Origin of the sequence: Mycobacterium sp. 1465703.0 (assembly GCF_001672975.1) — a bacterium.
Lineage (GTDB): Bacteria > Actinomycetota > Actinomycetes > Mycobacteriales > Mycobacteriaceae > Mycobacterium.
Genome location: NZ_LZKU01000090.1, coordinates 31400 through 54419 on the forward strand (window position 1 = coordinate 31400; position 23020 = coordinate 54419).

Genomic DNA, 23020 nt, shown 5'->3' on the forward strand with positions numbered 1-23020 from the left:
CGGTCAGGGAGCGTGGGACGAGGCCCGGCTGAACGCGGGGCACGGTCGGCTCATAGCTGAGTCGACGACGCGTCGGTGAGATGGGATTACGAGGCAAGCTGCCTGGCACCTCCGTTGCTAGAGAGCCGTTCCGGTGGGCATCGCGCCGGACGCCGTCGGACACTACCCGAGAGTAAGTTGCGACACAAGAACGCGCTAGTCAAGCTGCAGCCGTCTCTGACCTCGTACATTCGGACGGGCAGCGATGCAAAAGCTCGTCAGTTCCCGGAACTTGGCCAGCTCCCAGCGGGCAGCAAAACCAATATCGTTGCCAGATTGCTTTCCGTACCTAATTTGCTGGCCGCGTGGACGGGTTGCCGCGACATGTCCTAGGCGGGCATTAGCCCGGATGGCGGGAGGTGCAGCTATCAACCGGCTGCTGAGTTCGAGCGCCGCTCTCTCGCGGCGGGCATCGGGCACCGGGCGCCTGGGTCGCAGGGGCGGGTATTCCTTGTAGCGCAACGGATATCGATATTGCCTGTATCGAGATATGTTGGGGTACAACAAACTAGGATCTCGCCGGCGTAATCTCTCAGCACCTTGGTGGGGTCGTCACCGGACTGGTGGCATCTCTCAACGCACCACCCGCGCCGTCGTCAAGCCGAGTGGCGGCCCTGCGTCGGCTGATCGAAAACGAAGCACCCAAATATATTTCAGTAGCCGCAGGCCATTGCTGAGGTTCGCGAGGGAATGCGTGGTCCTCAAACCCCTGCGCATAGTGTCATCCTCGGACCGAAACTGGGATCAGCCGAGCATCTCCTGCCGTGAGCCGGCCCTCACCTCGACGGGTGGGTATTCCCTCTCAACACTGATCAGGCCGGCGCCGCGACGCGCCGCACCTCACCGTTGACCGCCGCCGTGGGCGAGCGTCCGTCGCGCTCGGCGGCCCGCCTTCTGGTGGGGACCCGACGGGGTGGGGAAACCAGGGTCGTAGCTCGGCAATGCCGTGTCGAACGCCAGCGCGCACCGATGACCATGCAGCACCATCGCGGCGGGGCAAGCCATGGCGACGATCCGCGTGCGTACACGATGCCGCGATGATCGATGCGGGCGGGCCGGCGCTCACGATCCGGTGAGGTACGGTCCGGCGAGCGACAACATCACTGAAAGCGAGCCACGATGGCCAACCCTAACGGCGGCGCCGCAGCCAAGTCTCCCGCCGAACTGATCGACGCCAGGATTGGGGAGTTGGGAGATTGGCGCGGGGAGACGCTCGCTCGGATCAGGCAACTGATCAAGCAGGCGGTCCCCGACGTGGTCGAGGAGTGGAAGTGGCGGGGCGTTCCGGTGTGGTACCGCGACGGGATGATCTGCACCGGCGAGACCTATAAGAACGTCGTGAAGATGACCTTTTCCAAGGGTGCGTCGCTGCAGGATCCCGCGAGTCTGTTCAACTCCAGCCTGGACGGCAACACCCGACGCGCAATCGATTTCCACGAGGGCGACCCGATCGACGAGAAGGCGCTCATTCGCGCCGCGGTCGATCTCAACAGTTCCTAGGCGCCGACCTATACACCGGACAGGCGGTGCTGTACAGTCGCCCAGCACAAGGTCGACGCTCGAATGAGAGGCCATCCGGTGACGTCGGAATCGGTCGAGGAATTTCGGAGCCGGGCCAGGGCGTGGCTGGCCGCGAATATGCCACCACTGGATCCGGCCAAGGCGGCGCTGCTGGAACGCGATGAGCTGTCGTCGTGGCACCGGGCTCGAGAACTGCAAAAGCTGCTGTGGGAGGGTGGATTCGCCGGGATCTGCTTCCCGCGCGAGTATGGCGGACTGGGGCTGAGCTACGAATACAAGAAGGCGTTCGACATCGAGTCCCACGCGTACGAGACTCCGCTTCTGCTCAACGTGCCGTCCTTCGCCATCTGCTGCGCGACGATTCTCGACATGGGCACCGAGGATCAAAAGCGCCAACACATTTCTGCGGCGCTGCGTGGCGAGGAAGTCTTGGTGCAGCTGCTGTCCGAGCCCAATGGTGGATCGGATCTGGCGGGCGTCATCACCCGTGCCGAACGCCGGGACGGACGGTGGATCATCAACGGCGCCAAGACTTGGAGCACGTGGGCTTTTGCCGCCGACTACGGCCTGTGTCTGGCGCGGACCAACTGGAACGTGCCCAAACACGATGGGCTGACGATGTTCCTGGTGCCGCTTGCCCACCCCGGTGTCACCATCAGCCGTATCCAGCAGGTCAACGGCTCCATTGAATTCTGTGAAGAGTTCTTCGACGACGTCGACGTGGGCGACGACGCTGTCGTCGGGGAACCGGGCAAGGGCTGGGACGTCGCATCGCGGCAGCTCTACCACGAGCGGCGCACCATGGGCGACGGGTCCGAGTACACCAGCGGACCGGGAATCGCTGAGGCGCACGACGTTTCCGTCGACCTGGTGTCGCTGCTGGAAAAGACGAATCAGGCTGGCAATCAACGACTTCAGGAAGTGGTTGGCCGGGCGCTGGTGCACCGCGCCGTGCATGGACAACTCAGTGAGCACGTCTTCCACGCCGTGGCCAGCGGATCCCTGCCGCCCGCAGCGGGTTCGATCATCCGGCTCTACATGGCAGAGGTGCACGATGTCGAAACCGACACCGCGCTGGCCGTGGCGGGCCCGGCGGGCGTCGTCGACGACGAACGCGGACTGCTTGACATCGGAACGCGCTATCTGGGCCGTCAGACTGCAAGCATCGGCGGCGGTACCACCGAGATGGCGCGCAATGTGATCGGTGAGCGGGTGCTGAACTTCCCCCGTGAGCGCGCCGACGACCGCGGTGTGCCGTTCAACCAGGTGAGACGGGGCAAAAGCACGGGGGGCGAACGGCATTGAGCGACCGACTTCGCGACATCCGCGAGCTGGCGGGCGACTCCGACGCCTACCGCGACGAACTGTACCGGCGCTGGACCGGCCTGCTCAGCTACCGCTACATCGGTCGCAAACACTCGGCGATGAACCTCGGGGAGAGCGACGACACCGTCACCATCCGTCGCGATATGCGCAACGAAGCGGGCGGAATCATGGTGGCGCCGTTGGCCATTTCCTCCCCGGAGGGCTGCCAGACCGATATGGTTGCCGTACCGAATCCGGTTATCGCGTCGGTGCAGATAGTCGACCCCGGTTACGACGTCGCCAGGATCGAGATCGTCGGGTCGGGCATTGTGCACCAGGGGCGCACCATGGGTTACGGTCGCTGCACGATCGTCGACGCCGACAACCCCGACCGCGTCATCGCCTTCAACGAGGGGCAGGGCGCCATTATCGGTATTCCGCCGGAAGGCCTTGACAGGATGGATGTTTCGGGCACCGAGCTAGTGGTCGAGGACTCGCCGGACCTGCCTCCGCTGTGGCAGGCCTTCGGTGCCAGCCTGCGCGGCGACGGCCACTGGATCCTGCCCGAGCTGAGCACCGAACTCGCGTCGCCGGATGCCGCGCTGCACATCGGACCACAGCACGTGGTCCTCGAGACCGCGGCGATCGATCTCGCCGCTCAGGTCGCCGGGACCAAGAAGCTGCAGGTGGTCAGTTGGCATGTGATGTTCATGTCGCGCGGCAAGGTGGGGCCCTTCCGGGTGGAGGGCACCGCGCATCCGGGCGGACCCGGCCGCGTCGGCGTGCGCATGCTGCTACATGACGAGGGAAACGCCGATAAGGCGGTCACCTCCGCCGCGGCCGTGTTCGACATCGTCGGCTAAGCCGTCCGAGCCGGCGCGACTTGGTATGCCGGGCTGGTGACTTACGGCACTAGCCAGTCGTCGGCCTCGCATACAAGCTCAAAAGCGCGCGAGGAAGGAGAATTCGATGATCGAGGTGCTGTCGGACATGCCGGACGGCGTGACTGGAATCCGCGTGTCGGGCCGGCTGCGAGGTGATGAACTGCGCGAGATCAAGCCCGCCCTTGGGGAAGCGCTGAAGGCCGGTGAAATAAGAATCGTCGAGGTCATCGCATCCGACTACGAGGGCTTCGGGCGTGGTGGTTTGGTCGAAGACCTCAAGCTGGGCTTGGGCACTGTCCTGCCGCATCATTCGGCTTTCAAGCGAATCGCGGTCGTGTCGGACAAGGAGTGGGTGGCCCATACCCTGCACGCGCTGTCGTGGATGGTCCCGGGCGAGCTCGCGGTGTTCGGCCTCGACGAGCTGGAGCGCGCCAAAGAGTGGGCGGCCGGCTGAGGGGCGTGCGCACGCTCTTGACCTGACCCTGGTCATACATCACGGCGTATCTGTATGGTGCCGATATGCGCCATGCCTGCATGCTCGACTAACGCGGATCGTTGTGGCGCACCGACACGACAGGAGAAACGCAGTGGCAGAACGGTTGGCCGGGAAGGTCGCCCTCGTCAGCGGCGGAGCTCGGGGGATGGGCGCATCGCACGTGCGATCGCTGGTCGCCGAGGGAGCCAAGGTGGTCTTCGGTGACATCCTCGACGACGAAGGCAAGGCGGTGGCGGCCGAGGTCGGCGACACCGTCCGTTATCTGCACCTCGACGTGACGAAGCCGGAAGATTGGGATGCCGCGGTAGCGACCGCCCTCAACGAGTTCGGCCGCATCGACGTCTTGGTCAACAACGCCGGCATCATCAACATCGGCACCTTGGAGGACTACGCGCTCTCGGAGTGGCAGCGGATCCTCGACATCAATTTGACCGGCGTCTTTCTCGGTATCCGCGCTGTGGTGAAGCCGATGAAGGAAGCGGGCCGGGGATCGATCATCAACATCTCGTCGATCGAAGGCATGGCCGGCACCATCGCTTGCCACGGCTACACCGCAACGAAATTCGCCGTCCGGGGACTGACCAAGTCGGCCGCACTCGAACTGGGGCCCAGCGGAATTCGAGTCAACTCGATTCATCCCGGTCTCATCAAGACTCCGATGACCGAATGGGTCCCCGAAGACATCTTCCAGAGCGCGTTGGGCCGGGCCGCCGAACCCAAGGAAGTCTCCAACCTCGTGGTCTATCTGGCCAGCGATGAGTCCAGCTACTCCACCGGTTCGGAGTTCGTCGTCGACGGCGGCACCACCGCCGGCCTGGGACACAAGGACTTCTCCACCGTTCAGACCGACGAACAGCCGGACTGGGTTACCTAGCGGCGGTTAGCGATTCGGCTTCCTTGGCCGGTTTGGGCCAAGGTGCCGGGACCGGGCGTTGCCGGACGCGTTGTGGCCACCAGAACCATTTGCCGAGCAGCGCGGCAATCGACGGTGTCATCAGCGACCGCACGATCAGGGTGTCGAAGAGCAGACCGAGACCGATGGTGGTGCCGACTTGGCCGATGACGGTCAATTCGCTGACCGCCATTGTCATCATCGTGAAGGCGAACACCAGGCCTGCCGAGGTCACCACCGAGCCGGTGCCGCCCATCGAGCGGATGATGCCGGTGTTCAGGCCGGCGTGGATCTCCTCTTTGAACCTGGCCACCAGGAGCAGGTTGTAGTCGGCGCCGACGGCCAGCAGGATGATGACCGACATCGCCAGCACCATCCAGTGCAGTTCGATGCCGATGAGGTGTTGCCAGATCAGCACCGACAGGCCGAACGAGGCGCCCAGCGAGAGCAGGACGGTGCCCACGATGACCGCGGATGCCACCACGCCTCGGGTGATGAGCAGCATGATGATGAAAATCAGGCACAGTGAGGCGATTCCGGCGATCAGCAGGTCATATTTGTTGCCGTCGCCGAGGTCTTTGTAAATCGACGCGGTGCCGCCGAGATAGATCTTCGAGCCCTCCAGCGGGGTGCCCTTGAGTGCTTCGTAGGCGGCTTTCTTGATGGCAGGGATGTGTGAAATGCCTTCCGCCGACATCGGATCGCCGTCGTGGCTGATGATGAAGCGCACGGCGTGGCCGTCGGGGGAGATGAAGTTCTTCATGCCCTTTTTGAACTCTTTGTTGTTGAACGTCTCCGGCGGCAGGTAGAACGAGTCGTCGTTCTTAGAGGCGTCGAACGCCTTGCCCATCGCGTTGGAGTTCTCCTGGGCTTGCTTCTGCTGATCCTGCAGACCCTTCTGGGTCGAATACATGGTCAGCATCGTTGTTTTCATGGCCTTCATGTTTTGGATCATGGAGGGCATGAGCGCGACCATCTGCGGCATCAGGGTGTCTAGATGATCCATGATGGGCAGCAGGCTCTGAATGTCGTCGGTCATCGTGTCAATACCGTCGAGGCCGTCGAAGACGGAGCGAAGCGACCAGCACACCGGGATGTCATAGCAGTGCTTTTCCCAGTATAAGTAGCTGCGGATCGGCCGGAAGAAGTCCTCGAAATCCGCCATGTGGTCGCGTAATTCGTTGATGTCGATGGTCATGTCGTGCATCTTTTTGACCATCATGTGCATGTCGTTGGACATCTGCACGGTGATGCTGGACATCTTTTCCATGCTGTCGATGGTGGTTTGCATCATGTCGGCCTGATGCAGCATGTCGGCCATCTGATCTTCTTGGTATTTCTGGTTCATCTGCTGGGTGACGCCCTGCATGCTGATCTGGAACGGGATCGAGGTGTGCTCGATCGGCGTGCCCTGCGGGCGGGTGATGGCCTGCACGCGCCCGATGCCTGGGACCTTGAAGATCGTCTTGGCGATTTTGTCGATGACCAAAAAGTCCGCCGAATTGCGCAGATCGTGATCGCTTTCGATCATCAGCACTTCGGGATTCATCCGCGCCTGGGAGAAGTGCCGGTCGGCGGCCGCGTACCCCTCGTTGGCGGGCAGGTCCGCGGGCAGGTAGTTGCGGTCGTTGTAATTGGTGCGGTAGCCGGGCAGGGTCAGCAAGCCGACCAGTGCCACCCCGATCGTCATGACCAGGATCGGGCCGGGCCAGCGGACAACGAGTGCACCGATCTTGCGCCACCCGCGAGTGCGTTGGGTGCGTTTGGGTTCCAAGGTTTTGCCGAACCGCGTGGCCACCGAGATGACCGCGGCACCCAGGGTCAATGCCGCCGCGACCACGACCACCATGCCGATGGCCAGCGGAATACCCAGCGTCTGGAAGTACGGCAGGTTGGTGAAGTGCAGGCAGAACGTCGCGCCGGCGATGGTCAGACCGGACCCGAGCACCACATGGGCAGTGCCCTTGTACATGGTGTAGTAGGCCTCTTCTCGGGATTCGCCGGTGGCCCGGGCTTCCTGATATCGGCCTATCAAGAAGATCGCGTAGTCGGTGGCGGCCGCGATTCCCAACGTGACCAACAGGTTGGTGGCGAACGTCGAAAGGCCAATGAGCTTGAAGTAGCCCAGGAAAGCGACCATGCCACGCGCGGCCGATAGCTCGAGCACCACCATCACCAGCGTCAGCAGCACGGTGATGACCGAGCGGTAGACCAACAGCAGCATGCCGATGATCACGGTGAATGTGGCCAATGTAATCAGCTGCAGGCTGCGGTCGCCGGCCTCATGCTGGTCCGCCGACAGCGCCGCTGGCCCGGTGACGTAAGCCTTTATCCCTTTCGGTGGAGGCACGCTCTTGACAATGCTCTGAACGGATTCCACCGATTCGTTGGCCAGGGCTTCGCCCTGGTTACCCGCGAGGTAGACCTGGACGTAGGCGGCTTTGCCGTCGTTGCTCTGCGCGCCCGCCCCGGTCAGTGGATCACTCCACATATCCTGCACGTGCTCAACGTGTTTGGTGTCGGCGTCGAGCTTTTTGACGATCTGGTCGTAGTAGGCGTGCGCGTCAGCACCCAGCGGATTTTGGCCCTCGAGCACGATCATCACCGAGCTGTTGGACTTGTATTCGTTGAATATCGCGCCCATACGCTTGGTCGCAACCACCGATTGCGCATCGTCCGGTGCCATCGACACCGAGCGCATCTTGCCGACCTCGTCCAGCTGTGGGACGACGACGTTGAGCACGGCGATGAGCGCGATCCAGCCCAGAATGATCGGCACGGCTAATGTGCGGATGATCCGGGGGATCTTGTCATGCACGGGCTCTTTGACGACCGGGATGGCGTCGGTGCGGGTGTCGTCGACTGTTGTGCTCATGCGGATTTCACCAAGCAGAAGGTCAGGGCGTGCACGCCGTGGGTGATGTTCTCGGCCTTGACTTCGTCATCGATGGTGATGCGGCAACCAAGGGAATTGCCGTCGCTCTGTGCCGAAAGATTCGGGAAGACCGAGGGGGCGGTGGTGCTGAGAACCAGAGTCCATGGCAGTGGCGCGCCGTCGACCCGCTTCGGGTCGGCCGACAAATCCAAGTAGTTCACGTTCGCCTGGTTAGCCGAGCCGAAGACTTCGTATTTGACCACCTTGGGCTTGAACGGCTTGGAATCGTCGAGCCGTGGACTCGTCATGATGCCGGTGTCGTGAGCGCCAAAGAACGACTTGACCCGAAACACGGCAAAGCCGCCGACCACCAGGACCGCCACGATCAACAGCGGCAGCCAGGCGTTGCGCACCAGTCTCGATATCTGCACCTAGGTGGTCCTTTCCTCGTCACGCGGTCGTGACGTGGATCAGCGTTTGCGCGAGGGGAGGTGGTGGGCGGGTGAGTGCCCACAAGTCGCCTTGCTCAACAACGAGTTACGTCGATTGCTACGGTTCGCGCGCGCTCGAGCGTCAGACACCGCGATAGTTGGCAGCCCACCCCGGCCGACGTCCCCGGTATCGATGCTCAGTTCGCCTTGTTCCTGAAGCGTCCCCGAGCACCGCCACCTGCGCATAGTACATGATGTGCATATCTTGCAGTGCATGCAACATTTGCAACTGGTGTTTCGGATCACTTTGTGAAGATGCTGTTCACCAGCGCCGCGGCACGCTCAACATAGGGCATGGGCGTGTCGTCGGTTTCATGTGGCTCACCGCTGGCCCACTTCTCGATGCCGGAGCGCACCGCTGTCAGCGCCAACTTCGAAATCAGCGCGGCCATCTCGTCATCGGGGCGCATCGCCTGGCGACGCACGATGATGTCGGTCAACTGGTTCTGGAATCTCTCCAGATCGGCGAGGAACGCCGCCAACACCGCCGGCGACGTCTTGGCGAGTTCGAGCATGTGGGCGGCATGCTCGCGGCGCGGTGGCACGTCGCGCAGATGGTGGGCCGCGAGGGTGATCAGCTCGGCCAGTACCACCGGATAGGGGGCGGGTCCGGCGGCAACGAAGTCCGCTACCAACTCGGGCGGTATGTCCGAAGGTCCGTAGGCGATCGCGGACTCTTTGTTGGGGAAGTAGTTGAAGAAGGTGCGCGTGGCGATCCCCGCTTCGGCGCAGATCTCGTCGACGGTGACCTTGTCGAATCCGCGTTCCAGGGTAAGGCGCACTGCGGCGTCACGGATGTCGGCGCTTGTCTGTCGGCGACGGCGCTCGCGTAGCCCCACGGGATTGGCCATACTCATATAGTTGCACGTTGTGCACACTTTGCAGTCAGAAGGCGCCATGTTCGGCGCTGCCCAACCTCCGTCAGCAAAGCCGACCCGACTGAGCGCGCGATGCTGCCCGTTTACCGGGGGCGATGCATGCCGCAGCGGAAGCCGTTCTGAAACATACTGATCCGCATATGCGTGGCCAAGGGGACGCCGGGTGGATGGCGGTTATCCGCTAGGGGTAAGCGCTCCCCGCAAATATTCGCATTGGCTTTCGAAGAACTTCGTCGATATCGGCGCCTTGTCCGCGATCTGGTCGAACGCGTGAAATGCTCCCGAAACGATTTCCTCCTGGACCGGCACACCCGCCTCGCGCAGGCGTCGCGCGTACTCCAAGCTCTCCTGATAAAACAGGTCCAGCGTCCCCACGCCGATCCAGGCGGGCGGCAAACCCGACAAATCCTTGCGACGCGCCGGCGCCGCCTCGTTGGGGTCGGCGCCGTTGAGGTACCACCGCCAGGCCAGTTGGTTGTCGGATTCGGTCCACATGATGCGCCGGGGACCGTCGTGCCTGGCGCCGGTGCGATCGTCGAGCATCGGGTAGACCAGCATCTGAAACGCGATTTCGACGTCGTTGCGATCGCGCGCCCGCTGTGCCACCGCAGCCGCGAAATGCCCACCGGCGCTGGCCCCGCCGACGGCGACTCGATCCGGATCCACCCATGGCTGGCGCGCCAGCCACAGCAGGGCGGCGTAACAGTCTTCGAGCGGTATCGGGTACGGGTGTTCGGGAGCCAACCGGTATTCCACCGCCGCGATCGCGAAACCGGTGCGCTCAGACAGCTTGCGCAGGTACTTATCGTCCTGGGCGGCATGACCCATGATGGTGGCGCCGCCGTGGATCCACAGCAGTGCGGGCGCGCGGTCGGGAAGTCCGGCCGGACGATGCAGGCGGACGCTGACATGCTGGTTGACGGTGACAACGGGCACGGTGCGGAGGCGTCCCGCATTGCCCATCAGTTTATGGAGCGCGCGCTGGAGCTTCAGACCCCGATGCAAGGCGTATCCGCGGGGTACGAATCGAGCCACCTTACGAAGGCCGGGATCCAATACGTGTGGGGACGTGAAGGCGTTGTCGGGGAGCCTGTTTGCCATCGAATGCCCTCTGTTCCCTTGCGCCGGCAGACATCGCTGACCATACAGGAACGGACGCAATGTCCATGGGTGGAAATCACCTGAGCTTGACGCGCAGAACTAGGCGCGCCGCGCCGGGCGCGGCGAGATATGCATGGTTATTTCCGCCCGCACCGCCAAGGTTTCGTCAGCAGTGGTGACACGCACCGGCACGATCAGCGTGGTGGCTTCATCGCCGAGTTCCGGCATGGAATCAACCGTCGCGATCGCCCGCATATCGGTTTCGGCCTTGGCCAGATATTCGACGGTCATCCCCACCGGGATCCAGCGGTGGGTGGCCGGGACGGTGACCTCAGTCATCATCCCGGCAGCCAATTCTGCGAGATTGCAGGAGGCGATCGCGTGGTAGGTGCCCAAGTGGTTATGGCTACCTCGACGGTTGGGTGCACGAACTTCGCAGCGACCGGGCTGCAACGCGGTGATGGTGGGATGCACGCTTGCAAAGTACGGCGCTTTGAAGCAGACCGCCCGGCTGAAGATCTTATTGCCGAAAGGTAAGCGGTGCAGCCTGTTCCAGAGCTTTAGCGTGGTGCTGGGTGCGGTGGGCGTGATGGGACCTGTCATGATTGCGACCTGTTCTCGTCATCCGTCAGCGCGTGGACCGCCCGATCGAACATGGACTGCTTTATTGCGCCCAGCGTGCCGGGATCCTTGCCCTGCAACGGGCGCAGCATGTCGACGGCAGTATCGGTGACCGCGTCCTCGGGGCAGCTGACGTCGACGATGCCGAATTGCTCGGCATCCGGGCCGCCGAAGCGTCGCCCGGTGGTCATCGAGGCGATCGCGGCGCGGGGAGTAAGTTTCGACTGGATGAGCGCTGCCATACCGGGAGTGAACGGAATGCGGATGTCCACCTCGGGAAAACAGAAGTACCCGCGGTCGGTGCGCATCACACGAAAGTCGTGTGCGACGGCCAGCATCGCTCCGGCGCCGAACGCGTGGCCCACCACGGCAGCCGCCGTGGGTATGGGCAGGGTCAGCATGCGCGCCAACAGCCGATGCACTCGGTTGATGTACCACTGGCCCTGGTCGCTGTGGGCGCCGAGCCATTCCAAGTCCAGCCCGTTGGAGTAGAACTTTCCACCGGCAGTGGTGACCAGTCCCTGGGCGCCATCCGAGACGGCTTGGTCGAGCGCATCATCGATGTCATCGAGAAAGGTTGGGCTGAACCGGTTCTCATCCTCGCCGAGGCGGACGATGGCGATGTTGTCGGCGTAGTCCAATTTCACTGGCATCTGTTTCTCCTTGAGTTTCACTCGTATGTCTGACGGTTGGTCACCCGCGATGCTGCCGCGCCGCAGGGAGTTTCACCGCCAGCACTGCGCGCACGGCCGCGTGCAGTTGCGCGCGTGCGGTGCCGCTTCCAAGCCGGCCGCGGCGCAGCAGCAGCGCGGTCGGCAGATCCACGACGCAGCTGGTGATCGCGTCCACCGCTGCCGTGTCCTTGCGGTCCCACACCGCGATGGCAAGCCGGACCATCAACGCGACCAGAAGCCTGTCGAGACTTCTCAGCTCATCGGCAACATCCTCGGGGACATCATCGGCGAGCACTTCCTCGCGACGCACGCGCAACACGAGCGTGGAAGAGCCGGGATGTCGTTCGGCGAACACCGCCGCCGCGTCGGCTGCGGCCACTACGGCCTCGATCGGGCCGCCCGTGTCGTTATTGGCCACCGCCTCGTCGACCAGCGAAGTCTGCAGCGCCAAAAAGCGTCGGCCCGCCCGCAGCCAGGCCTGGCCCATCAGCCCGGCCCGCGACGTAAACGTGTGGTATATCGCGCCGTTGGACACACCCACCGCCGCGCTCACCGCTCGGATGGTCACCGCGGTTGGACCCGACTGCGCCACCAAGTCTTCGACGGCGTCGAGCACGACGTCGGGATCATGTATACGCGGGCGTGGCATGCGGCCACTGTAACAGAGTAAGTGCTCTATTATCTAACGGCGCTGAACCCCGCGGCGTCGCATCTCAGCTGATGCGTCCCGCATCGGTGATCGGTGCTGTCAAACCGATGACGGTGCGGCCGTTTTCGAGTTCGACACCGGCCAGACCCACGGGCGCGGGCAGGGATGCCAGTAGACGGCCCAGGCCGGCTTCGGAGATGCGGAACAATTCCCCGTCGATGCTGGCGGCCGGGTTGTCGACCGACGCGAACCGGTGGTCGTCAATCGTGTTGATGTCGTGGGAATAGCGTGCGCCGGCTTGTTCGAGATGAAAGTGCAGTGGTTGATCACGTCGGTAGGCACCGAATACCGCTAGCTCGCAACCGGCTTCGACGAGCAGCGCGGGGGTAGTGCCGCTCAGTCGTGTGGCGATGTCCACTGCGATTTGGTCACCGAAAGTTCGCGCGACGATCGTCACCCCGAATGGGGTGCCGGTCTGCGTCGGGACTCCGGGCACGGCAACCGCGGCCATGTCGAGCAGGTTGGCGAAATTGGTGTACGTGCCCATGCGGCGATTGATCGAATAGGGATCGGCCTGTAAGTCGGCCAATGACGGGTGTTCGGTGGTGGTCGGGAGCAACAACGCGTCGAACCCCTCGAGGACGACCGCGGCGTCGGCCCGTGCGCGCGCCAGCGCGTCCAGATCAGCGGCGAACGCAGGGCCGGTGATCGCGCGTCCCGCGGCGATGATTGACGCCACGAAGGGGTCTGCGCCCGCTGGCGCGGTGTCCAGGAATTCACCGACCGCGGCATAGCGTTCGGCGACGAAAGCACCGTCGTAGAGCAGCAAGGCCGCGTCTAACAGAACGGTGATATCGACCGGTTCGACCGTTAATCCGCCATCGGTGGCCAGCGCCACGGTCTGTTGGAAGGCGTGCCGGTAGGCATCGCTGAGCGCGGCGAGGTTGGCGGCTTCGGGAACCGCTATCCGGGGCGCAGTGGGTGCACCGAGCCGAACATCAGCGGGCCAGGTACGGCTGCGCGGATCGAGAGAGTCTGGGCCGGCCATCACGGCCGCCGCGACGACGGCCGTGTGCAGATCTGCCGCGAGCACCGAGACGGCGTCGAAGTCGGCGCAGGCGGGGACCACCCCATGGGTAGGAATGATCCCGAGTGTGGGCTTGATTCCGACGATTCCGTTGAGTGCCGCGGGGACCCGAACGGATCCTGCGGTGTCGGTGCCGATGCCGATGTCGGCGATGCCCAGCGCGACGGCCACGGCGGAGCCGGAACTGGAGCCCCCGGCGACGAGGTGTGGATGCCGCGAATTACGCACGGCGCCATAGGGACTGCGGGTACCGGTCAGGCCGGTGCCGAATTGGTCAAGGTTCGTCTTGCCGAGGACGACCGCACCGGCGGCGCAGAGCCGGTCTACGGCGATGGCAGAGGTTGTTGGCGCGTAGGCGAACTCTGGGCAGCCCGCGGTGGTAGGGAGGCCGGCGACGTCGATGTTGTCCTTGACGGCGATCACCATTCCCGCCAGTGGCAGGCTCTCTCCGGCGGCGAGCCGTTGCTCGACCACGTCGGCGTCGATGAGCACGTCGGCCTGTTCGCGCAATGTGATCCAAATTTCTGGCCGGTCGACTTCGGCGATGCGGCGGTACGCGGCGGTTACGCGTGCGGTGGGCAAGCAACGGGTCATTTACTTACTCGATCTCAAAGCACGTGGGGCGCGATGAGGACCGCACCGCCGGCGACCCCGAACCCGATCAGGAAGGCAATCACCGTGAAGCCCATAACCTGGCGCACATTCAGCTTGGCGATCGCCAGCACCGGCAACAGCCAGAACGGCTGAATCATGTTCGCGACTCCCTCGCCGACCGCGACCGACATCGATATCAGCCCAAGGTAAGCCGGCGAGTGCTGCCCGATCGCCATCGCAGAGCCGACGGCGATCGGACCCTGCACTGCCCAGTGTCCGCCGCCGGAAGGTACGAACAACGAGATCAGGACCGACCCGATGAAGGTGAAGAACGGCAGCGTGTACTGATCTGCGCCGCGCACCAGCGCCTCCGCGAGCACCGTCTGAAGCGCCTTGCCCGATCCGGTTGGCAGGTAACCCAATAGGCCAACGATCCCGCCGTATAGCGGGTACTGCAGCAGCAAAGGACCCGACACCTTTGCGGCGTTGGAAAATGCCCGGATGAAGCGGATTGGCGTGCGGTGCAGCAAAGCACTCGTGATGGTGAACAACATGATCATCGACGAGATATTCAGCGCGAAGCCGCTCAGCACGAAATACGTTATGCCCGCGGCAAACACAAGGACATTAAGAATCCACAGGCCTTCCAGCCACTCAGCAGTTGTCCGCTCACCGTCGGGCTTGACGGGTTCGGGCTCGTCCTCGAAGACGGCCGGATCAGCTTCAAGGCTTTGATTGGGCGCCATGCGCCAGATGGCGATGGAGAGCAAGGCGACCACCGCAATCACGGCGAGCCAGTTGTAGGGCTGGAAAACCGTCTGCGACAACGGCACGGTCATGCCGGTCAGCTTGTGAATCACGTTGATCGGGCTGCTCGTATCGGTGTTGGCAAGCGCGATCGATGACGACATCCCCTGTGTCCACACGATGTAGCCCATGAACCCGGCCGCGATCAGGTAGCCGAAATGCGCACCCTTTAGCCGTTTTGCGACCTGGCGCGCGACCAGCGCGCCCGCAACCAGACCCAGTCCCCAGTTCAAGAGGGAAAAACCGGTGCTGACCCCAAAACACAGCAGGGCACCTTGAACCTGGTTGGTTGGCTTGCTTGCGATCTTAATGATGGCGCGTTTCAAGATGGGCGCCTCGGCCAGGGTGTAGCCGGTGACAAGGACGAGGACCATCTGGAACGCGAAGGTGTAGATGTTCTGCGCCCCCCACACTCCGCCGTACCACGCCTTGAGAACACCAGCGGGCGTTGCGCCCCGGACGAGCAGCGCCACGAGCGCGACCACGACGAGGGTGAGGATGATGGCGAACAGATAGGGGTCGGGCATGAGGCGTTCGACGTATCGGACACACAGTGTGGTGAGGCGCTGGATGAAGCCGCGCCGTTCGACCTGTCGATCCTCGCTCGTGGTCATTGGTCCCTTATCTCCTGGCGCGCGTCGTGATCTCGTTGACTTTTCGAAACCTGCCTTAGGCAACTCCAAAAAGATTGCGAGTAGGTGAATGCAGAAGGACGCGCAAACGACGAGAACCTGCGACGCGCTGTAGAACGTGTTGCGGTTGGTGCGCCGCCGGACGCATCGTCGGTTAACCTGCTCAGTCCCGTCAGCCGGCGCCTAGCAGCGGTTTCGACGTGGCTGCAAGTCCCGACGATCCGGTCCCGGGTTGGGCACCGCCGCGGAATTCGGCTCGCCGGTCTCGTTTGACGAGGCTACGTTTTCCCATTCGGAGCCGTGGGGCTGCGCAAGATACTGCTTACCGAGCACCTCTGAGTCCGATCGGTGCAGAACCCTGTATCCGGCAAAGGCATGACCGTTGGGCGCTGTCGGCACGGGACGCCGTGCCCAGTGGTGTTGTCTTCCACCGGTGACACTCGGTGGTCGGGTGGGCACGACTGGCGGCTGGCGCTGGCGCGACTGGTGATGCATGGGCCGACGGGCCTCCAGCGGCAGAGACCGGTGCGCGTGCGCCCAGCGGCAATGAAGACGACCGAGGCGGTGGTCGTGAATCGACGGCCCACATACCTGAACTTGCACATGACCAGACCCGCCGAAGCGGCGACTACTAGCGTGACTTGCCGAGTGCTGTCGTGGCTTAACGATCCTGATGCCCGAATTTTTTGGGGGCACGAAGATGAGCATCGCGTTGTGCGCGGAATCCATTGTGAGATCTGGGATTAGGAAAGCGGTTTTCGATGGGGCTCCTCACATCTTAGGCGGCGATCATCCGCACTCACTGCCGCTGAGCTGTAATCTCTCGTCGAAGTAAGTTGCAGCCTCTTAGTTGGTAGGACACCCGTCGTAGCAATAGTCCGGTCGACGACCACAGAATTGAACCCAGACGCACTCGTGTGTGGCAGAGATCTTCTTGTCATCACGGCGCGAATGGGGGTCAGTTCTGGCCCGCGGCTCGGGGATGGGAGGTTCACGAAGTGGTTCTTTCAGTTGTTCCGTCGGCATTGGCAGCTTTTGCGGCCGCCAACAGCGCTGCTGGAGAGATGATTTCGACTGCTGGTGCGGCCGATTCGGAGGCGATGCTAGCCGCAGCCGCCGCTGCGTTGGGGCCGATCGGCGCGAGCTACTTGGCGGCCTATGGGTCGGCGCAGGAGAATAATCTGACTGCCACTATGCAGGTGGGCCGGGCGCATGCGGCGATTGGTGCGGCGACCGAAGCTGCGAACGCCTCATTTGCGGCTGCTGACGACCACCTGTGACGTTGGTTTCTGATGGCATTTGCATCAGCTGATCCGGGGTCGGTCCTCGATGCGAGTGAGCAGAACCTCGCCGAATATCTGAATCAGCCTGTGGACAGGGTTCTTTCGCGGCTAGGACTACCGGGCTCGCCGCAAGCAGCGCAGCCGGCGGATCCTCAGCCACCGGATGACCCCAACAATCCCAATGCCGTATCACCAGGAGACAATTCGGCGCTTTCGAGCTTGTCGAGCTTGTCGAGCCTGGCTGCTTTGCCACTTGGCTTGATTGGGCCGGTGGTCGAGATGTTGGGCATGTTGGGTTCGGGGCAGTTTGGTGGTCTGAACCCGACGGCGATGTTGGGTGGGGTTTCGCAGACCTTGGGTTCGGCGGGGCAGACGGTGCAGCATGCCTTAGGCGGCCTTGACGGGGTGTGGCAGGGCGCTGCCGCGTCGTCGGCGGCAGCAAAGACCGCCTCGGTGTTGGCCAACGGCAGCGAAGTAGCAAGCCAGGCAGATAGTTTGAGCGCGAGTCTGTCGGCGGCTGTGGCCAGTGTGGCGCAAGGCGAGGCCCAATTGGTCGCGATCGTCAACCAGTTCATGGCGACGCTGGCGGCAATCGGTCCCAACATCATCTTTCCGTGGGGCTGGGCAGCGGCCATTGCGGCGGCCAATCAAGCTGTCACCCAGGCCACGTCAGCGATGGCGCAGCTGCAGAGCACGCTCGGGGCTCAAGAGGCGAATGTCAACGCGGTCGGCGCTCCGGTCGCGGTGACCTCCCCCCCGCAGGTTGGTTCGGCTGGTGGGGCCGTGCCAGCGTCGCCGCTGGCCACTTCAGGGTTGGCGGCCCAGATTCCGGGTTCGGCCCTGAGTCCGGTGTCGGCGTTTGCGGCTCCGGCCGCGGCTGCGGCCTCTGGGCTTGGTGCTCCGCTGGGTGGGGCATCGGGACTGAGCTCGTTGGCTCCGATGCTGGGCATGGCGAGTGGTCTGGCGATGCCGGCGATGGAGGGGATCAGCGCGGCCACTAGTGGCCTTGGTTCGGCTGGTGGGGGACCGGGTGCGCAGCTGGCCAGCGCCGCACAGCAGCCCGCCGGTGGCGGTAATCGCCTCGATACGTCGGCCCACGGTGGGGGTGGCGGCGGGGGCCACAGCGGTACTGGGGTGCCGGTCCTTGCTGCCCAGTCGCGCTTGGCCCCACTGCTTCCAGAAATCGAGCCGAGGATCCCCGGGGAGCCAATCAACGCTGCTGTCGCGCCCGGGGGTATGGGCGGTGCTCCGATGATGGGCGGTGCTCCCTTGGCGCGTGGCGGTAATGGCGGCGTGGGTAGGAGCCATACTGTCGCGGCATTCCTGCATACCAGTGATCAGGGTGGCGACATCGTCGGCGAATTGGGCAACGTTGCCCCGCCGGTGATCGGGGTCAGAGAAGCGATCCCGCGCCCGGATATCGATCTGACGATCTAGGAAAAAGGGAGTTGCGAGATGTCAAGTGGCGTTGATGTGTTGCGGATGCAGCCGGCCGAAGTTACCGATGCAACCCGGAAGCTTGACGAATTAGCCAGTCGCGCAAAGAAACTCATGCAGGCTGAGCAGGCCAACCTGACGGTGACGGCCCCGGGCCGTGACGAGGTCTCGGTGCGGGTGGCGTCGACGCTCAATGACGTGCATACCGAATTCGGCAAGGTGGCCGACCAGGGGACCCACGAGATCCAGGAGATAGCGGCAACGTTGCGTGCACACGTCGACAACGTCGTTGCGGCAGAACAAGATTTTGCCGTCTGAGCGAACCAGTACCGCCGGATGCCATTGACCTGAGGCGCGTCCGTATCGCGAGCGCATCAGTTCCGTTGTGAGGGAAGGGAGGGCAGGCATGGGATTTACCAATGTGGCATGGGAGTCACGCAGTGCGGAGCGGCTTGCCCGCGATCTCACCGACGGTCCGGGACCGACGTCGGTGGGTCAGGCCGGTGCGGCGTGGGTGCGCGTCGCTGATGAATGGGCGAGCATTGCCGCCGAATTCGGCGCCGTTGTCGACAAGATCAAGGGCTCGTTTTCCAGTCAGGGTGCTGATGCGGCGGCGCGCAGGCTCGAAGAGTTCGGTGCGTGGCTGGGCTCTGTCGCCGTAAGTGCAGCTGACAACGGGCAGCGGGCCGAGCAGGCCGCCGTGGCGTATAGCGTCGCGGTGCTGGGGATGCCGAGTGTGTCGCAGGTGATTGCGGCCAAGACTTCCCACGACGTGATGGCGTCGCTGGCCGCCTACAACGGGGCCGCGCTGACCGGGCAGTTCGCCGAGTTCGACGAGGCGGTCGCTGCTCATCGGGGTGCCGCGTCGGCGGTCATGTATCAGTACGAAGAAGCCTGCGACGGTGTTGATAGGCCGTGGCCGCAGCCCGCTGTGCCCGATGCGGCTAAGGGTGCGGCGCTCACCGCCGAGCAGGACGCCGAGGCCTCCAAGGACCAGGCCGCGAGCGCGGGGGCTGGTGCTGGCGCGGGTGTGATGGCGCCGCCGCTGGCGGCGTTTCGGGCCGTCGAGGTCAAGTCGAGCAGAACCGCGGCGCAATCGCGCAAAGTCGAATCTGCCGGCTCGGCGACGGGGACGGCGGGGATGGGTCCTGCTGGATACGGGCCGATGGCGGGGCTGGCCCGCGGTGCTGGCAGTACGCGTGAGCATCACTCGTCGTTGGCGGGCGGCATCGACGGTGGTGGTGAGTTGGGCGCCGGTGTGTCCGTGAGTGATCCGTCGTGGCTGCCCGCCACCCAGCACAGCGACGCGCCGTTTGTGGTGTCGCAGGTCAGCTGGGACCCCAGCACGTCGGTTTTCGACCAGCTCGCTGGGCCTGTCGAGCCGGAGCCACCGCAGTTCGCCGATGCGCCGGCGCCGACCCTCGAGCAGGTCTCCGATCGGTGGGTGTCGCCACCGGTGATCGGCGCGGACAAAGGATTGACGCGGTGAGCGCGACGGTAGTGGACGAGTTGAGGCTCACCGACGATCAGCTTCGGGTGCTGGCCCTGCGTGTTGGCGCCAATGACCTGCCTGCGGTGCTGAATATGCAGTCGCGTCACGCCACGATCGACGGACGTGAAGCCGCGTACGACCGCGCGGCCCGAGAGCTGGTGTCGCGCAAGCTGATCGTCGGGGATGTCGTGCACCCGGATCTGGTACCGCTGTTGCAGGCGTTGGGGCGACCCGATCGCGAGGTGGCGATGCGGTTGGTCACCCCCGAGGGCACGGCGCGGACCAGTGTGGTGCGGCGAGACACATTGTGCGCATTGGCAAGTCGGATCCGCGACGAGGTCACAGTGCGGATCCTTGGTCACTGCATCGAATTGAGCGGCGTGATCGCGGCGCTGCGGGGTGAGCTGCCACCGGCCAGGCCTGCTGATGTGGACCCGGTCGCAGCACCGCTGACCGAGATGACGGCATGTTTGTCCGGGACGCACGACGCGGTGCAATTGGGCGACCGCATCCGGGCACTGGGCGCGGATCCTCGCGTGGCGATGAGGCTCGGTGTGGCGTTGGGGTCACGGCAGGCGTTCGCCGAGATCGTGTACTGCGCACTCGCCGACACCGAAGGGCGGATTCGTCGCGGCTCGGCCTCGGTGGGAGTTTTCTACACCAAGCGAGGCCGCATTATCGGTGCTCCCAGCGCATCGCCGGCCAGGCAATTGTGGACCACGCTCAAGGCCGGTACCGAGCATGCGTTTGGGCAGGCGATCACCCAGCTGGTCGAGCTGGCCGATCAGAGATGGGGTGATCGCTAGCCGGAATGCGTTTGGGTGGTCGAAATGACACCGTCCCGCGGCCTCAACGATTAACGAATAAGAAAGGATCACCGATACAACATGGCTTTGAAAATCGACCCGTCCCAAGCTCCCCAATTCCTCAACGATATCCAGACCTCTAGCAATCACGCGACCCAGGCGTTGCAACAGGTTCAGGAACTCCAACAGCAAATGTTGGTTTCGAACTGGCAGGGCGATAGCGCTGGTCGGTACGGAAAATCATCGAGCGCGCAGAACGACGATGTGGAGCAGATGATCACGAAGTTGCAAAATGCGGTGAGGTCGGCTGAAGGGGCCGTCAGAGACATGATCGCCGCCGACCAGGGATAAGGAGAAAAAGACCAATGAGCGACATTCAGTACAATTTCGCAAACAACTTTTCAACGCTGAGCGACGTTGGCGACGGGGTCAACAAAATCGAAAGCGCGAAAAACGACGTTATCGACCTGTTCAATAGGTTGGAAGCGGCTTTCGATGGTACAACTGCTCAGCAGTTCAGAATAACGGGTAATCAGATCACCAGCGGTTTGGAGGAATTAGCGCACCAAATGCGCCAGACAACTGGCAATGCTGTCGACCAGCAGAACCACATGCAGGCCCTGGATGCCAGGCACGCTTCATCCCTCGGTGGCTAACCAGCACGCTGCACAGTTCTGACGATCGCGCGGGAACCTGGGTGCTGAGTCCTTTTAACTCAGCACCCAGCTCGTGCACTTAACACAGATTGCGGAAAGAAGTCATGGCTACTAACAACCCCGTTGGGCAAATCGAGCCGCATGTCGCTGGGACGCTGATCAGCCAAGAGCCAGCCGTCCATCCCGTCGAGCCGCGGATCAATGCCGTCGATCCGCGGATCTCTAGTGTCGCGCCCCAGCCGTCGAGCGGTGCCCAAAAATCTAGTGTTCTAGCCAGTTCCAATGGTGGTGACGGAGGTTCCAATAGCGGTGGTGGAGGTTCCAATAACGGTGGTGGAGGTTCCAATAACGGTGGTGGAGGTTCCAATGGTGGTGCGGCTGGAGACAGCACCGACGGAACCGGGTCTGCCGGGGGCTCGGGTGGTTCGACCACCGACCTGACGAGTGGTCTAAAAGACATTCAGAAGAACGGCAAGGCTGACCTGAAGATGACTGCGGCGGCTCGCGATAAGTATTTAAAAATCATCAATACCTATCTTTCCACCCTGAAGGCCGAACGTAAAAAGATGAGCAACCAGGAGTCGCTGGGCGATCCGGGCGCATTGCAGTCTGGAGTATTAACAAAGCAGAATCTACTACTTGGTATGACAGGACTCACGGGTGCTGAAAGATCGCTCGACCAGTACATTGATTACCTCGATGAACTGTCGACAACCGTGAAGAAAGCCTTTGACCACCTTATGCAGGCCGGGTAGCGGCGGGGTGTAAAACTATGTCTAATGCCGATGACCTCGATACCTATATCGAAGGATTGATAGCAAAAGGACAGAATATCGATGAAATCTACCAGAATAGTCTTAGTGGTTCAGGTATAGACCTCAAAGATGCTAATCTCCCTGATCTCATCGAATGGTCAGTCGAGAACGGATATAGCCTCGACAATCTTGTAACTCATAATTCCTTCGACGACGGTGATAACGAATTTAATTCGTTATCACCGGACGATATAAATAACCTTGTAAACTGGGCTAATGCCAATCACATCGACCCCAATAAGATAAATTATCCTGGTGTTGATCTTTCGAAGTACAATCTTTCGCCGGGTACCATAGATTCGCAGGGCGGCATCTCCAGGGGCGACGACGGCAGCGTCGATGTTCCACAATACGACCTTAGCTCGCTACTCAACAACATCACCGGGACCAGCAATGCAATCACTGTTCCCATGGAAGACTTTAGCCAAATCAACTATATGAACTTGGCTGCGGCGTTTCAGTTCGCTAGCAATACTCTCGACAATGGAAACGGCACTGCATGGAAGGCAACAAGCGCCAACATAGCCGCAGCGTCGCAAACATTCCAGCAATCACTCGGAGCCCAAGAAGAATTGAACGAGTGGCAGGGTGAAACGCACGACGCCGCGTTAGCGAACATCACCCAATCCTTAAGGGAACCAGAAGCGTTGGTAGCGGGGACGAATGCGTTGGGCGCTTTGATCGACGCCTTTTCACACACGGTCTTCCAGACCAGATGGTACTTGTATCAGAGACTAGACGCGTACAACCAATTGGTTGAGACATACCCCAATTATCGAGACGAGATCGACCAAGAATTCAACGACTATGCGCATCAAGTGATGAATAACGTCTATGTCCCCAACATTGACGCCATCGCTTCCAAAAACCCTACGTTCAGTACCGGTTCGTCGCAATCTAATTCCGTTCCGCCGCCTGCGCCTCCACCTCCTCCGCCGGCGGACGATAAGAACAAGCAGCCGCCTCCTCCACCGCTATTCGGCCA

The 23020-nt window shown here is 62.6% G+C and carries 21 protein-coding genes and 1 pseudogene; 13 read left to right on the forward strand and 9 right to left on the reverse strand.

Annotated features, from left to right (window positions below):
- Positions 1-1158 precede the first annotated feature (1158 nt).
- The 5 genes from A5625_RS08455 (at position 1159) to A5625_RS08475 (ending at position 5119) form a co-directional block, all read left to right on the forward strand.
- Positions 1159-1539 carry a DUF1801 domain-containing protein gene (locus tag A5625_RS08455; protein WP_066991503.1) on the forward strand — a complete coding sequence of 127 codons (381 nt, stop codon included), beginning with the start codon at positions 1159-1161 and terminating at the stop codon, positions 1537-1539.
- Between the two features lie 78 nt (positions 1540-1617).
- Entirely contained in the window at positions 1618-2865 is a 1248-nt protein-coding gene (locus A5625_RS08460; protein ID WP_066991505.1) for an acyl-CoA dehydrogenase family protein, read from the forward strand.
- The gene (locus A5625_RS08465; RefSeq protein WP_066991508.1) at positions 2862-3728 is read left to right on the forward strand and encodes a hypothetical protein; all 867 of its coding nucleotides are present in this window, start codon (positions 2862-2864) and stop codon (positions 3726-3728) included. Before A5625_RS08460 ends, A5625_RS08465 begins: the two co-directional genes overlap by 4 nt.
- Before the next feature lie 106 nt (positions 3729-3834).
- Positions 3835-4203 (forward strand): STAS/SEC14 domain-containing protein, encoded by a 369-nt coding sequence (locus tag A5625_RS08470; RefSeq protein ID WP_066991511.1) that lies wholly within the window; start codon positions 3835-3837, stop codon positions 4201-4203.
- Between the two features lie 133 nt (positions 4204-4336).
- A complete protein-coding gene (locus A5625_RS08475) occupies positions 4337-5119 on the forward strand; it encodes an SDR family oxidoreductase (protein ID WP_066991513.1) in 783 nt (260 codons plus the stop codon).
- Here A5625_RS08475 and A5625_RS08480 read toward each other — a convergent pair.
- The 9 genes from A5625_RS08480 to A5625_RS08520 all read right to left on the reverse strand — a co-directional run bounded on the left by A5625_RS08480 (position 5112) and on the right by A5625_RS08520 (position 15528).
- Positions 5112-8012 carry an RND family transporter gene (locus tag A5625_RS08480; protein ID WP_066991516.1) on the reverse strand — a complete coding sequence of 967 codons (2901 nt, stop codon included), beginning with the start codon at positions 8010-8012 and terminating at the stop codon, positions 5112-5114. The genes A5625_RS08475 and A5625_RS08480 overlap by 8 nt on opposite strands.
- The gene (locus A5625_RS08485) at positions 8009-8443 is read right to left on the reverse strand and encodes an MmpS family transport accessory protein (protein WP_197516022.1); all 435 of its coding nucleotides are present in this window, start codon (positions 8441-8443) and stop codon (positions 8009-8011) included. The genes A5625_RS08480 and A5625_RS08485 overlap by 4 nt, the downstream gene beginning before the upstream one ends.
- Positions 8444-8745: 302 nt before the next feature.
- The gene (locus tag A5625_RS08490; protein ID WP_066991521.1) at positions 8746-9354 is read right to left on the reverse strand and encodes a TetR family transcriptional regulator; all 609 of its coding nucleotides are present in this window, start codon (positions 9352-9354) and stop codon (positions 8746-8748) included.
- 201 nt (positions 9355-9555) lie between these two features.
- Complete coding sequence (locus A5625_RS08495; protein WP_066991524.1) at positions 9556-10482, reverse strand: alpha/beta hydrolase; 927 nt, start codon at positions 10480-10482, stop codon at positions 9556-9558.
- Between the two features lie 99 nt (positions 10483-10581).
- Positions 10582-11085 carry a hotdog fold domain-containing protein gene (locus A5625_RS08500; protein WP_066991527.1) on the reverse strand — a complete coding sequence of 168 codons (504 nt, stop codon included), beginning with the start codon at positions 11083-11085 and terminating at the stop codon, positions 10582-10584.
- The gene (locus A5625_RS08505) at positions 11082-11756 is read right to left on the reverse strand and encodes an enoyl-CoA hydratase/isomerase family protein (RefSeq protein WP_066991574.1); all 675 of its coding nucleotides are present in this window, start codon (positions 11754-11756) and stop codon (positions 11082-11084) included. Before A5625_RS08505 ends, A5625_RS08500 begins: the two co-directional genes overlap by 4 nt.
- Positions 11757-11796: 40 nt before the next feature.
- On the reverse strand, positions 11797-12426 hold the full coding sequence (locus A5625_RS08510; protein WP_066991532.1) for a TetR/AcrR family transcriptional regulator: 630 nt from the start codon (positions 12424-12426) through the stop codon (positions 11797-11799).
- 64 nt (positions 12427-12490) lie between these two features.
- Positions 12491-14107 (reverse strand): allophanate hydrolase, encoded by a 1617-nt coding sequence (locus A5625_RS08515; RefSeq protein WP_066991534.1) that lies wholly within the window; start codon positions 14105-14107, stop codon positions 12491-12493.
- Between the two features lie 14 nt (positions 14108-14121).
- On the reverse strand, positions 14122-15528 hold the full coding sequence (locus A5625_RS08520) for a TIGR00366 family protein (RefSeq protein WP_066991537.1): 1407 nt from the start codon (positions 15526-15528) through the stop codon (positions 14122-14124).
- A gap of 1547 nt (positions 15529-17075) precedes the next feature.
- Between A5625_RS08520 and A5625_RS08530 the strand changes: the two genes are divergently transcribed.
- From A5625_RS08530 to A5625_RS29015, 8 genes and pseudogenes are all read left to right on the forward strand, one after another.
- The gene (locus A5625_RS08530) at positions 17076-18266 is read left to right on the forward strand and encodes a hypothetical protein (RefSeq protein WP_156748047.1); all 1191 of its coding nucleotides are present in this window, start codon (positions 17076-17078) and stop codon (positions 18264-18266) included.
- An 18-nt stretch (positions 18267-18284) separates the two neighbouring features.
- Complete coding sequence (locus tag A5625_RS08535) at positions 18285-18584, forward strand: PE family protein (RefSeq protein WP_066991545.1); 300 nt, start codon at positions 18285-18287, stop codon at positions 18582-18584.
- A gap of 88 nt (positions 18585-18672) precedes the next feature.
- On the forward strand, positions 18673-19755 hold the full coding sequence (locus A5625_RS08540; protein ID WP_066991548.1) for a PPE domain-containing protein: 1083 nt from the start codon (positions 18673-18675) through the stop codon (positions 19753-19755).
- Entirely contained in the window at positions 19752-20564 is an 813-nt protein-coding gene (locus A5625_RS08545) for an ESX secretion-associated protein EspG (RefSeq protein ID WP_066991551.1), read from the forward strand. Before A5625_RS08540 ends, A5625_RS08545 begins: the two co-directional genes overlap by 4 nt.
- Positions 20565-20645: 81 nt before the next feature.
- Positions 20646-20915, forward strand: a complete 270-nt coding sequence (locus A5625_RS08550; protein WP_066991554.1) for a WXG100 family type VII secretion target — start codon at positions 20646-20648, stop codon at positions 20913-20915.
- 14 nt (positions 20916-20929) lie between these two features.
- Complete coding sequence (locus A5625_RS08555; RefSeq protein ID WP_066991557.1) at positions 20930-21220, forward strand: hypothetical protein; 291 nt, start codon at positions 20930-20932, stop codon at positions 21218-21220.
- 104 nt (positions 21221-21324) lie between these two features.
- Complete coding sequence (locus tag A5625_RS29010) at positions 21325-21975, forward strand: hypothetical protein (protein ID WP_156748048.1); 651 nt, start codon at positions 21325-21327, stop codon at positions 21973-21975.
- Positions 21976-21992: 17 nt separating this feature from the next.
- A pseudogene (locus A5625_RS29015) lies at positions 21993-23020 on the forward strand (hypothetical protein); the annotation flags it as partial.

Coding starts and splice junctions, on each gene's coding strand:
- A5625_RS08455 (WP_066991503.1), top strand. CDS start 1,159: ATGGCCAACCCTAACGGCGGCGCCGCAGCCAAGTCTCCCGCCGAACTG.
- A5625_RS08470 (WP_066991511.1), top strand. CDS start 3,835: ATGATCGAGGTGCTGTCGGACATGCCGGACGGCGTGACTGGAATCCGC.
- A5625_RS08480 (WP_066991516.1), bottom strand. CDS start 8,012: ATGAGCACAACAGTCGACGACACCCGCACCGACGCCATCCCGGTCGTC.
- A5625_RS08490 (WP_066991521.1), bottom strand. CDS start 9,354: ATGGCCAATCCCGTGGGGCTACGCGAGCGCCGTCGCCGACAGACAAGC.
- A5625_RS08495 (WP_066991524.1), bottom strand. CDS start 10,482: ATGGCAAACAGGCTCCCCGACAACGCCTTCACGTCCCCACACGTATTG.
- A5625_RS08500 (WP_066991527.1), bottom strand. CDS start 11,085: ATGACAGGTCCCATCACGCCCACCGCACCCAGCACCACGCTAAAGCTC.
- A5625_RS08505 (WP_066991574.1), bottom strand. CDS start 11,756: ATGCCAGTGAAATTGGACTACGCCGACAACATCGCCATCGTCCGCCTC.
- A5625_RS08510 (WP_066991532.1), bottom strand. CDS start 12,426: ATGCCACGCCCGCGTATACATGATCCCGACGTCGTGCTCGACGCCGTC.
- A5625_RS08515 (WP_066991534.1), bottom strand. CDS start 14,107: ATGACCCGTTGCTTGCCCACCGCACGCGTAACCGCCGCGTACCGCCGC.
- A5625_RS08520 (WP_066991537.1), bottom strand. CDS start 15,528: ATGACCACGAGCGAGGATCGACAGGTCGAACGGCGCGGCTTCATCCAG.
- A5625_RS08535 (WP_066991545.1), top strand. CDS start 18,285: ATGTCAAGTGGCGTTGATGTGTTGCGGATGCAGCCGGCCGAAGTTACC.
- A5625_RS08540 (WP_066991548.1), top strand. CDS start 18,673: ATGGGATTTACCAATGTGGCATGGGAGTCACGCAGTGCGGAGCGGCTT.
- A5625_RS08550 (WP_066991554.1), top strand. CDS start 20,646: ATGGCTTTGAAAATCGACCCGTCCCAAGCTCCCCAATTCCTCAACGAT.
- A5625_RS08555 (WP_066991557.1), top strand. CDS start 20,930: ATGAGCGACATTCAGTACAATTTCGCAAACAACTTTTCAACGCTGAGC.
- A5625_RS29010 (WP_156748048.1), top strand. CDS start 21,325: ATGGCTACTAACAACCCCGTTGGGCAAATCGAGCCGCATGTCGCTGGG.